Source organism: Mycolicibacterium llatzerense (genome assembly GCF_025331195.1).
In the GTDB taxonomy this organism is placed as follows: Bacteria; Actinomycetota; Actinomycetes; order Mycobacteriales; family Mycobacteriaceae; genus Mycobacterium; species Mycobacterium llatzerense.
The window spans coordinates 1-11,714 of sequence record NZ_LXOV01000002.1 but is presented as its reverse complement, the minus strand read 5'-3'; the positions used below and the strand labels follow the sequence as shown (position 1 = coordinate 11,714).

Here is an 11,714-nt window from a genome sequence, read left to right as displayed (position 1 = left end):
CGCGGCCATTCACTGGTCGACAGGCATGTCGGACTCTACGCTTTCGGTCCGGTTCGCAACACTGGGGGGACGTGCTGACAGTCAACGTGCCGCCAGACGTGCCGGTCCGCTCTGGCCATCGGCGAGATCCTGCCGCATACTGTTCAGCTGGCGGTTGGCCGGCGAAACCCGACCTACGGAGTGACCTATGCACCGCCACCTGGCCCTGCCTGGCGCCTACATCGCAATCGTCGACTGGTCAGAGAAGCTCTACGAACGCACTCGCACTCGCGGCCACCAGATCGCCATGCCTATCGGGTTTGGCCACCGACTCCTGTTGACCACCCGGGGCCGGTCCTACCGCGAACTCGTCGGCGCGCCAAAGGATCTGGACGACACCGACTGGATCATCGACGAGTTTGACCACAACTTCAACGCGCTTGCCATCGCCAGCCTGCGCTACCACCTGGACTTCTCGGTCTGCGACAACTCGGACCGGCGCGAGGTGTACGAGGACCTGATCGCGCGACTGGCAGAACCGCCCCCGGACTTCGCCGACACACCGGAGGAAGAGGCGATTGCCACCCCGCCCCGGGACGGCTTGAGGGAGTGGTTCAACCGAGAACGCAGCCCTGAGTACCTGGCGCTCAGTGCGCGCTACCGGAAGCGTGAAGCCGACTATCAGTCTCGGATCCAGCAGGCCCGCCACAACTTCGTCGACATCATGCCCCAGCTGTGGTCGTGATGTCCGCCGGCTCCGCCAACCTCCCGGCCATGACCACGCATGGCTGGACCAACGACAGCATGTGGGCAACAGCCGTGGGCGTGCGAGAACACGCAGGAGTTCGTTGAGTTGCGCGACGCGATCATCGACACAGCCCGCAGTGGTGAATTCGACCTCGCCGCAACGAACCTGACCAACGCCGTGAAGCGCACATGCTGAGCCCGTTGTCCAGCTAGGTCGTGCTCGACGAGGTCGACTGGCGTCAGCCGGTTGAACGCTGGGCTGAGGAGTACGAGGTCTATCTGTAACGCGTCGCATCGATTGGATTGTTTGAGCTGATCTACGTGTCAGTGTCATGTGTAAGACGTTGCGCGAAATCAGACTTCGCGGTCTACATGTAACTGGCGATCCCGTTTGCAGTTGTCAGTCGGTGCGGACAGTTTGGCTGAAGCACTCACCGTGCTCCGACCAGCTGACGTGGACAAAGACCTCACATGCGTCGGGATCAACCGCCTTGCCTTGGGCGCTTCGGGTAGCCCTGTCTGCACCGAACGAAATCCGCTGATTGGGTACTTCGTGGACGCAGAAGTTCACGTAGAACGGCGGTTCCGACGATGAGGACAGCCGATCGGCGCGATAGGGCGGAACGCTCTGCGCTGTGCCGACAACTTCGTCGAACACCGTGACGCTGACCTCTTGGGCGGTGTCATCCCCGACATTTGCGACGTACGCATGGCGGGAGTCGGTGTCCCATCGACCGGCCTGCCAGCTCACCCCGGGCCGGCGCGGCCCGGCGGTTGAAGTCCATTCCGCTCGCTGCTTGGAGCTCCATTTGTAGGCGATGAACAAGAGCAGCAGGAGGACGGCCACCGTGAAGATCGCCAGCAGGATGACTACGGGGGCTGGGTCGCTCACGGAGCCATCCCAGTGGCAAGAACCAGTACTTCAGCTGGCAGAGGCCACAAAGGAGCGGGCGACAGGAGGGAACCCGCCGCCACTGATGCGACAACTCTCGCAGTGCCCACACACCGATCGTAAGCTGCACGTCAACGTCGGTGGCACCGTTACAGATAGCACTGTCTCCCACGATGAATTCCATCCCAAATTCCACGTGGGTAACAGTCCTACACACCCCTCAACCCGTTACAGATAACTGACGTGCAAGTGGCCAGGTTGGCGTGGTCGGCCGCTTATATGTTGTGCGGTTGCGCCGCCGCCGCAGCATGTCGAGCTTCATCGCGGTGCCAGCGGGTGCGTGCGGCTTGGACATCTTGTCCCGAACTCTCGAGGTACTCCAATGCCTCGTTGAGGAACGCAATGCCTCGATCGAAGATCCGCAACGTGCACAGCACGACACCAAGGTTGTTGGCGGCGTCGGCCTGGCTCTTCCGGTCGTGTAGCGACTGGCTGATCGCGTAGGCCTCCTCGAGCACCGGTACCGCCTGTCCTGCGTAGGACGCGGTCTTGTGCTTGGTGGCCAGTTCCACGTACGCGCCACCGAGGTTGAGCAACGTTGCCGCCAAACCGGACCGGTCATCGATCTGCCGGTGCAATTCCTGTGCCGCAACGAGTTCAGGTACTGCTTCGGCGGGACGACCGGCACGGGTGAGCACTGCGCCCAGGTTTTGCAACGTGCCTGCTGCGGTATGGGGATGTGTCGACGGCGGGCATTGCTGCAGGTCCTGTCGATAGATGGCGACCGCAGCGTCGATTTGCCCTCGTTCTTGCAGCAGGTTGGCGATGTTGCATCGTGCCCCGCTGGCTCGGTCGTGGTCTCCGATCGCCTCGTACATTTGCACTGACTGCTCGAATACATCGTGAGCCTGTTGGTACTGCTGTTGAAGCCGCAGCGACGTCCCATAGTTGCTTAATGCGCTGGCGGCGAATCGATTGGGGGCGACCCGCGATACTACCGAGGCAGTGGTCGCTGCGATGTGGTGGAAGTCGGTCCTCCAGTGAGCCTGGTTGCGGAGCAGGTCACCGAGAACGACGCCGAATGGGAGGCAAATCTGTTCGTAGCCCTCGCGATTGGCGATATGCGTGATGATGGACATCGCTGTCGCTCGCTCTGCCTCGAACCACGACGCAGCCTCGGCCGGGGTCGCGAACACCTTTCGGGTCTTGTCTGAAGCGACCGCGGTAAGCCATTCGAACGCCATCGCCACGGCTATGAAGTAGTTCTGCACCAGACTCCTGAGTGCGCGGGCGGCATCGTCGGCGTCGGTGGCGGCCATCTCGCCGGCGAAGATCCGCACAAGGTCGTGCATCCGCCACTGGTTCGTAACCTGTTGTTGGACAAGGTGGGAACGTACTAGTGCCATGAGTTGAGGACGGACCTGTGCAGGGGTTGCGGTGATCAGACATCGCGCGGCATACAGGCTGATTTCGCCTCCGGGAACCTGCGATATCAGCCGGAACAGCCGTTGCAATTGATCGGGTAATCGCCTGTATGACAGCGCCAGAGCGGCCCGCACTGACGTGCGGTCGTCGTAATGGAGGTTGTCGAGGCGGTGTTCTTCCTCTTCGAGTTCGATCACGAAATCAGTTAGGGGGCGGGAAGGTTCATCTGTGATGAGCGCCGCGATGATCTGGAGCGCGAGGGGAAGTCGGTCACAGAGTTCAGCGAGTCGCATCCCTGTGGGCTTATCCGCCGCGATCCGAGGATTGTCACCGACGTCAATCGCATGCGCCAACACTTCTACAGCGTCATCAATCGGCAAAACGTCCAGTTCGATCACCAGATGATTGAGATTGCGGGGCAAGGTTTCTCGTGTGGTTACTACTACCCGATGTATTGGGCTGCCGGGGATCAGCCCGTCGATCTGGCCGCTGTCGCCGACGTTGTCCAGCCATATCAATACGGAGTTGCCGGCCGCAGCGTGCTGGTCGAGGACCTGGTGGTACAGGGCGGCGCGGTCACCCAGCGTCAGCGGAATCTGATCACCGGGTATGCCGAGACCTCTGAGCAGGGGGCCGTAGAGGCTGTCCGGCCGTATTCGATCGGCCGCGGATTCGTCGTAGCCATGCTGGTCGGTGAACAGCGCGCGAGTGAATGGCTGTGCGGTTTCGGCCGTCAACGCGGCCTGCCGGACAAAGGCGGTCTTGCCGACACCGGGCAGTCCGCTCACGACGGCCACCGAAGGGGGATTTCCACGCGTGCCAAGGAATGTAGCCAGCTCGTCAAGTTGTGTTTGCCGGCCAACGAATTCGGCGGACGATGCGTACATCGAACCGATTGGCAGGACAGACGCCGTAGCGTTCTGGGGGGCCGCATCGGCCAGAATCATGTTCAGCTGGGTGACTTCGCCGATGACCGTTGTGCCGGAATTGGCCATATTCAACTGTCCAACGCTACCGATCGCGGTCGATCCGTGATCAGCTTGAATCGTCACCTCCATCGCAGGGTGCGAACCGCCCGAATCATCATCGGTGGTCACGTCAGGACTCGGTGGTGTCGGTCGGGGCGACCATGTTCAGCGTGTCGACATGCAGAGCAGTGACCGAGTGATCGTTTGCTACCAGAGATATGTTCGCACCGCCATGGTCGGCAATCTGGTTCGTAGACGTTTCCGGCTCGCTCGTGGGGCGCGCACGCATCAGCTTTTGTGTCACGTAGCTCCAGTAGCCGGACACCACGATTCCGACTACGGCGACGCCCACCAGAACCCACCACCACGAAGTATGACCGCCGGTGGTGGCCTCGTTGGTCGCGATTCCCAATCCGGCAACCGAGACGGCCCCGAAAGTCAGGGGGAGAATCTGCCGGTGAGCGCCTGTCCAACTGGCCATGCTCTATCCCTCATCCTTCTCGTACCCGCGCGGGCGGCTTCATCCATCAGACGCGTCACTGTCAGTATGCCGAGAACCACTGACAGCGACGTTGTGGAGGCTGCGATGAGTTTGCGCGGCGCGCAGAGCTCCGGCGGTTCGCGGCGAACCCCGCACTGCCGCAGCCCGAGGAGGAAGCAGCCGATACAGGGGCATGCGCCTACCGCTGGATGTTGGCTCTTTTGACGGCACCCGTCAGGCCCCAACGTCGAGCGGCGAACTGTCTGTCGACGCCGCCGCCACGGGACGTGTATTCATTATGGGCAACAACGCCCAGCCTCTTGATCCGCATGACTCGGTTCATATGTCGCGTACGGTGGCGGTCAACCCGAGATCGGACAGCAGGGGTGCGAGGTCTCCTGCGACCTCCGCATCTACGACGATGTTGAGGGTTCCCTGCATGTAGCTGATCTTGCGTTCGTCGAGTGCGACATAGAGCGATCGGAATAGTGTGGCGAATCCGTCCGCGGTGTCGCCGGCCGACAGCATGCTGCTGGTGAACGAGAACGCCACGGACTTCTCCGCTGTGGACGTAGTGGCGGCACCACTGCCGCCATTCGTCGTGGCCGCGGCGCCGCCGCCTGCCGGCGCCCCGCCGGCGGCTGTTGTGGTGGCGCCGCTGGTGTTGGCTGGGCTTGAGGTTTGCCCGCCGGACGCCGCGGCGGTGGTCGTGCCGGTGCTCGCGGCGGTGGTGTTGGTGCAGGCGCCTCTGTGCGCTGGCTGGCCGCAGGTGGCGCAGTCAGGGGGTGTTGGGCGTGCGATCCGTAGGCCTGCGCTGGTGAGGTTGATCTGGCCGGGGGCGGTGACGGCGACCGCTGTTCCGGCGGCGTCGACGATGGCGAGGTCGCCGGCGTTGACGGCGTCGAAGACGGCTTGTTGCAGGTCTTGGTCGCCGCCGTAGAGCAGTGGCAGGCGCGGCGCACTGTAGAACGCGGCCCGCAGGTCTGACAGTGTCTTGCCGTAGTCCTGGTCGCGCAGGTTGTGTAGAAGTGCTTTTGCGCCGAATTGGCCTTTGTCGAAGACTTTGTCGCGGTCGGCGAGGGCTTTCCACACCATGGTTCCGTTGAGCGCGGTGAGGGAGTCGTCGTCGAAGGAGTGTTGATCGAGGTACCGCTCGCCGTCGGGGTCGGGTTGGGCGACGAAGGCAATGTGTTGGTAGGCGCGCCTGAGAGCTTTCTCCAGTTGGTCGCGCGCACTGGCTAATTCGCGGGTGCCTGTGTCTTTGAGTTCCTGGTCGGCCTGAACTTCTGGTGCTGCCAGGGCTTTGCTGCGTGCGAGGTACTCCGATGCCAGGTTGCGTGCTTGTGCTCGCCGCTGTGTGTTGACGACGGCGTACACGGCGCTGCTGGCCCATTGAACGGGCAGCTGGGTGGGGCCTTGGCCGAGTGAACCGCCCCGGGTTTGATGCACACCGGTTTTATTGGTGTGCAGCCTCTGATTGGGCTGTCGCTGCAGCGTAGTAGATGGTCTCGTATTCGATCGGCGGGATGCGTCCGAGACGGTGCATGAGCCGGTCAGTGTTGTACCAGTGCACCCAGTCGGCGGTGAGCAGTTCCACGTCGGTGAGCCTGTTCAGTGGCCCTCGCCGAAACGGTGAGTCATCACGGACAGCTTCGGTCTTGTACAGGCCGATGGTGGTCTCGGCCAAGGCGTTGTCGAAGGCATCGCCGACGGATCCGATCGACGGCAACAGCCCGGAGAACAACAGCGTTTCACCAAACCGCACCGATGTGTACTGCGAACCTGCATCGGAGTGATGAATAGTGTTGCCCGACAATGGGTTACCTTCACGGCGCCGGAGTTCAGCGGCGTGCCGGATCGCCTGGCGCACGAACAGATCTGCCTTGCTGGTCGAGCAGGTCCAGCCCACGATCCGCCCGGCGTACGCGTCGATGGCGAATGCGGTGTAGACGAACACCCCGGTGGCCAGCGGCACGTAGGTGAAATCAGCCACCAACAGCATGTTGGGGGCGGGGACTCGGAATTGGCGGTCCACCAGATCCGGGGCACGCCCGGCGGCCGGATCGGCGATGGTGGTGCGGACCTTCTTGCGCCGGCGCACGCCCTGCCAGCCGTTGGCGCGCATCAAGCGTTCCACTGTGCAGCGGGCTACCGTGATGCCGTGGCGCTGCAGGTGCGCCCACATCTTGACCGCGCCGTACAACGACTCGGGCTTGCGGCGACCGTGCTCATCGGGCTCGTAGTAGCCGGCCAGCACCTCGGTGATGACGGTGTCCCACAAGGCCCGCGCCGACGGCGGTCGAGCCAGCCAGGCGTAGAAGGTTCTCGGGGCGATCTGGCAGCCATGCTCAGAGAGCACGCGGCAGATCGAAGCGACCCCGAACCGAGCACGATGCTCGGCGATGAACCCGCAAATCAGCGGCGTCGCGGGTCGCTCTCCCGCGCGAAGAAACTTGTTGCCGCCTTGAGGATTTCGATAGTTTCCTCAAGCTCACGATTCTTGCGTTTGAGCTCCCGTAACGCCCGTGCGGTATCGGACGGGACACCCTCGCGGACCCCAGTATCGACCTCGCCCTGGTTGACCCACCGGCGCAGCGATTCGTAGGACACCCCCAACCGCTTGGCCACCGCGGTGATGCAGGCCGTACGGGTGTCGTACTCCTCGGCATGGTCACCGACCAACCGCACCGCCCGGGCCTTGAACTCCTCGTCGTACTTCTTCGGCATGATGCGAACTACCTTCCCTCGAAAGAAGGTGTGCATCAAACCCGGGGTGATTCAGAGTCCGGTGGCTGCGTTGAGTGCCTCGAGTGTGGCGGCCTCGGCGCCGTTGCGCAGGCTGAACTGTGCGGGATCGAGCACTACTAGTCGTGTGGTGTGTGCGGTGTCTAGGCCCGCGCCGCTAAGCACGTCGGCTGGGGTGCGTGAGAGATCGGCGCTGACGAACCTGGGTTCTCGGAAAGGTCCTGTGCTGGCGAGTTTTTGGGCGAATTCGGCCAGGACGGCGTCGCGCTCGGTGTCGGTGATGGTGCGCCGGATGCTGGAGACGAGCATGCGGTGGGTCAGTCGGGTTGATAGGTAGTAGTGAGCTGGTTTGTTGTTGCCTTGTCCGGGAAGGATTTCTAGCGCGGTCAGGCCTCGGTCGGGGTCGACCAGTTCGGCGACGACGGTGTCGGCGTCGGTGATGGTGTACGTGATGTCGGGAATGCTGGTGGCAGCCTTGACTTCTGGTGCGCTGGCACCGCGGCCGCGGGTGGGACGCAGTGTTCCGACGATGCTGGCGAGGAAGATGTAGGTAGCCGCGCGTTCAGCTGCTCGCGGGTTGTCTTGGCTCCACAACAGCGGTTCGCGTCCCAGGTCTTGGCGGCGGGCTGCTCCGCTGGTCTGATCGTGGTTGACGATCTCGATCTCCGCGAGGGACCGGTAGTTGGCGATGGTGCGTTCGTCTTCGACTAGGCCACTGCCTAGGATCGCTTCGCGCACAGCCGAATCCGACAATGGTAGATCGCCGGGGCCGATCAGCGCTGGCACCCATTCTTCGGCTTTGCCGCGTTCCTGCTGGGCATAGACAGTGGCTGCGAAAATTCGGATGGTTGAGCGGACCCGCTGGAAGCCGGTGACCTTGCTCCATTCTTCCTTGGCTAGGTCCATCAGCATCGGGTGGAACGGGTAGCAGGCCGCGACTTCCTGTCGCCAGCGGCCGCGCCAGTCGGCGCCGATGGCATCCCATACCTGTTTGGTCCAGCTGCGTTCGGCTAGTACGGGTTCGTATAGGGCGGCGGTGGCGGCGACGACTTCGGCGGCGGGTTCTGCGTCAAAGAGGCGGCGGCGCAGGATGTCTGCGAAGTCGCCGACTTCGGTGACGGTGGCGGGGGTGCCGTTGCGTTCCAGGAGGGAGTTGAGGTCGTCGCGGCGGTGTTGGGCTGCCGTTGATAGGGCGGTCTTGTCGGCGTCGGAGGCGATCATCACTACCAGCATTGCCACGTGTGGTACGTCGTTGACCACATCGAGAAGTGCCCGCAGAAAGGCCATGTCTTGTGCTGATAGGTCTGGCTTGTTCGCGCCGTCTAGCCCGTTACCGATGTAGTCGAGGACTTCGTCGACGATGATCAGTACTGGCCTGTTGACGGCGCGCAGTGCGTCGGCGATCTTGTGTTTGTCACTCCAAAACGGTTTGTAGCGCTCGAAAAGCGCGTAGTCGCGGGAGAATAGTCGCCACAGGAACCGTTCGTAGAGGGTCACGGCGGGTCCGTCGTATTCCTGCACCGGTGCCCCGGGTGTCATGTTGTCGCAGGCCAGCACGACGACGTGCGGGTTGCCGAGGTCGGTGGGCAGCGTGGATCCGGTCCGTGACTTGGCCCGGGCGGTCACCTGGCGACCTAACTCTGTGCTCAGTAGGGCCTCGGGGTCGGCGGCTAGGTGGTATGCCCCGATGCAGGAGTGTGATTTTCCGCCGCCCATGCCCTGGTCGAGTCGGGTCACTGCCCGGGCTTTGAGGTAGTCGTCGCCGGCGCCGACACGGATCGCGATTTCGGTGAGCAGGTCCACTAATCGTGCTGTGGGATGGGTGATTTCCCCGTAGTAGCGGGCGTCGGCGTACGGGGGGCGCGCAGCTCCGGCGCCGTGCACCGCGGCGAACAGTGACATTTGTACGTCGTCGATCTGCCCTGACGCCGACAGAATCTCCTGCCGAATTTTGAGTGCCTTCCACCAGGGGGTCACCGATGTCGTCAAGGCTGTGCCTCCTGAATGGTTGTCGGGCAGAACATCAGATCAGTTTCAATTGCGCCTCGGCGTCGCGAGCTCGCGCTGAGGCGTCGCTGTTGGCGCTGGCCGCCGCGGTGACCGCGGAGCCGATCGACGTGCGGGTACGAAGTACGCGTGTGAATGCCACGGCGTCGGAATCGTTGTCAGGTAGGCGGTCAGCGAGGAAGGCGATGGCGGCCCACAGGTGTGCGTCGTCGCTGTCGCGGCCGGCGTCGGCCAGCACCCGGCCCATGGCATCGAGGCCGTCATCAGAGGTTGCGGCCAGGGCCAGCGCTACGTCGATGGTGGCTGAGTCTGAGGTGATGGTTGCGGTGTAATCCGTTGAGGACACGAACTGAACTCCGCTGGCGGCGTCACGTACGAGATCGCGCACCTGGCCGATTTCCAGACCGGATGCCAGTGTCTGCCACCGCAGTTCGGATTTTGCTTGCGCGGCGCGCGCATAGAGGCGCACCCACCACAGCGCGAAGCGGGTGCGTGCGTCGAAGGCTTCCAACGGCTGGTGATTGATTTCGACGGCCATCGCCTCCTGCACGGCAGCTCGTGCGAGGGGCAGGAAGGTGTGGATGTCGACTGGGTTGCCTCGTGCGTCCAGCACTTCGCTGTAGCGGCCGACGACTTCCATTGCGGGGCCGGCGGCGGCCATCAGCATGTCGGCTGGGGCTAAGCCCCAGCGGTCCCAGTCTGGGTGGCGTTTGGCGATTTCGGCTCTGATGGCCGATTCGACTGCGCCCTTGCGTCCTGCTGGGCGATTTGGTGGTGCGGGTCGGCACGCCATCGTGAGGGTGGTCTCGATGTTGGCTTTGCCTTGCTGGCCGCCAGCTTCGGTGTTGGCTGGCCACGATCCGGTCATGACGAGGCCGGCGCGTTCGATGGAGTGCAGCAGTCGTTGCCATACTTCGGGTTCGCCGTGGCCAAAGACGATCGTGACTACTCCGTCGTCGCGCACGGCGGCGCGCATCTGGGCGAAGGCTTGGGCGATCAGGGTGTCGTAGTGCTCGCGGGTGCGGTGTTCGTCGGGGGCTTCGCCGCGGACGCGTTTGACGATGATTTCGTTTGTTTTTTCTTGGCAGCCATGGCTGTCGGCGGTGATGACCAGTTCTGGCCAGGTGTTGTGCAGGCAGCGTTTGAGCCAGATGTAGAACAGGTCGGAGGCGTCGGCGTAGGCGATCATTTGGTCATACGGTGGGTCGGTGACGACGGCGCTGAATGTGTTGGGCGGGAACGATAATGCGGTGGCGCTGCCGCGTTGCACGTGCGTTGGTTCGCCGCGCAGGTCGGCGAAGAGATTGCGGCAGGCTGCGAGCACGTTGTCCGAAATGGATGACCATGTTCCGGGGCCGGTGCCGATGCCGGCCTCGAAAAAGTCGTGGGAGAACGTGATTGAGCCTTCGTTGACGAAGAGGTCGCCAACGCGGGCGCCGCCGCTGGTTTGGAAGCGGGCGCCGCGGGTGGATCGCCTGAGTTTTTTGACGACGACGGCGGTTGCGTACCCGGTCAGCGTTTTGACGTATTGAGTCGATAGTCCTGCGGCGGTCAGTTCTTCGCCCATGTGGTTGATGAGGCGGGCCAGTCGGATGTAGGACAGCGTTTGTCGGTTGACCATGAAGTCGCCGTAGGTTCGTGCGCCGTAGATGCTCGGGCCGATGATGTTGTTGTTGCCTGGGGCGATCGCCTCGTTGGGGATGGCGGGCAGGAATGGTCCGAACGGTTGTTCCGTTTTGAGCGCGCTGGCGGCAGCTTCTGTGGCGTTGTATTCCTCGGTGGTGGGTAGGCGAAATATCTTCTGCCCGTTGGGTTCTATGTCGGCGGCCAGGACGAGTGCGTCGGTGCCGTGGCCTTCTTGGAGCAGGCGGCGGTGGACGTCGAGTGGATGTACGTGGGAGCAGAAAACGCATACTGCGCTCTTGCCGGCGATTTTCCGGCCGTTGATGACCGCGTTGGACAGGGTTGGGGTGTGGGTGGGTCGGCCTTTGTCGAGCACTGCGTGCCATTGTCCGGTTGTGCGGTCGCCGGTGATGTGGAACGACATCGGGTCTCGATCGCCCCTGGGGAGGATGAGGTCATATGAGCCGATAAGGGGGAATCGGTGGCCGCATTCTTGGCAGGGAATGGTGACGGACCATAGGTAGCCCCAGGGCAATTCGCCGTCGTGGCGCGGGTAGAAACCGTCCATCGTTGCGGCGTGCCTGCTGCCGAGCTCGGTGAATACCTTTTCAAGGTCGTGCAGTAGCCGATCCGATGGTTCCATCGTGAAGGTGGTGCTGTCGGCGCCGAACGGAAGTGGCGGCTCGGCCGTCCAGTCCTCGAACGGTGCACTGGTGAGCAGGTAACTGGCCAGCACGGCAACTGGACTGTAGTCAACAGCAGTTGCGCTGACACCGAGTCGAGCTGCCTCAAGGGGAATCATCCCGCGGCCCGAGAACGTTATGCGCTCTCTCCGGGCGTGTCTCAC

The 11,714-nt window shown here is 63.0% G+C and carries 8 protein-coding genes; 1 reads left to right on the top strand and 7 read right to left on the bottom strand.

Annotation, left to right across the window (positions count from 1 at the left end):
- Positions 1-187 precede the first annotated feature (187 nt).
- Positions 188-724 (top strand): hypothetical protein, encoded by a 537-nt coding sequence (locus A7G45_RS14530; protein WP_260938243.1) that lies wholly within the window; start codon positions 188-190, stop codon positions 722-724.
- Between the two features lie 402 nt (positions 725-1,126).
- On the opposite strand, the gene A7G45_RS14525 is transcribed toward A7G45_RS14530, so the two are convergent.
- The 7 genes from A7G45_RS14525 to A7G45_RS14495 form a co-directional block, all read right to left on the bottom strand.
- On the bottom strand, positions 1,127-1,618 hold the full coding sequence (locus tag A7G45_RS14525) for a hypothetical protein (RefSeq protein WP_260938242.1): 492 nt from the start codon (positions 1,616-1,618) through the stop codon (positions 1,127-1,129).
- Between the two features lie 275 nt (positions 1,619-1,893).
- The gene (locus A7G45_RS32525; RefSeq protein WP_260938240.1) at positions 1,894-4,140 is read right to left on the bottom strand and encodes a tetratricopeptide repeat protein; all 2,247 of its coding nucleotides are present in this window, start codon (positions 4,138-4,140) and stop codon (positions 1,894-1,896) included.
- Between the two features lies 1 nt (position 4,141).
- Positions 4,142-4,492, bottom strand: coding sequence for a hypothetical protein (locus tag A7G45_RS14515; RefSeq protein ID WP_260938238.1), 351 nt, complete (start codon positions 4,490-4,492; stop codon positions 4,142-4,144).
- 339 nt (positions 4,493-4,831) lie between these two features.
- Positions 4,832-5,941: a hypothetical protein gene (locus A7G45_RS32290; protein ID WP_276555224.1), complete on the bottom strand. Its 1,110-nt coding sequence runs from the start codon at positions 5,939-5,941 to the stop codon at positions 4,832-4,834.
- A gap of 7 nt (positions 5,942-5,948) precedes the next feature.
- A protein-coding gene (locus A7G45_RS14505) for an IS3 family transposase (protein WP_260932028.1) occupies positions 5,949-7,219 on the bottom strand; the annotation gives its coding sequence in 2 pieces (ribosomal slippage) (positions 5,949-6,946 and positions 6,946-7,219; 1,272 coding nt in all).
- A 51-nt stretch (positions 7,220-7,270) separates the two neighbouring features.
- Positions 7,271-9,226 (bottom strand): DUF499 family protein, encoded by a 1,956-nt coding sequence (locus A7G45_RS14500; RefSeq protein ID WP_260938236.1) that lies wholly within the window; start codon positions 9,224-9,226, stop codon positions 7,271-7,273.
- Positions 9,227-9,260: 34 nt separating this feature from the next.
- Complete coding sequence (locus tag A7G45_RS14495; protein ID WP_260938235.1) at positions 9,261-10,811, bottom strand: hypothetical protein; 1,551 nt, start codon at positions 10,809-10,811, stop codon at positions 9,261-9,263.
- Positions 10,812-11,714: the final 903 nt, after the last annotated feature.

Bases quoted from the DNA above. Each gene is read 5' to 3' on its own strand.
- A7G45_RS14530 (WP_260938243.1), top strand. From the start codon at position 188: ATGCACCGCCACCTGGCCCTGCCTGGCGCCTACATCGCAATCGTCGAC.
- A7G45_RS14515 (WP_260938238.1), bottom strand. From the start codon at position 4,492: ATGGCCAGTTGGACAGGCGCTCACCGGCAGATTCTCCCCCTGACTTTC.
- A7G45_RS14495 (WP_260938235.1), bottom strand. From the start codon at position 10,811: ATGGGCGAAGAACTGACCGCCGCAGGACTATCGACTCAATACGTCAAA.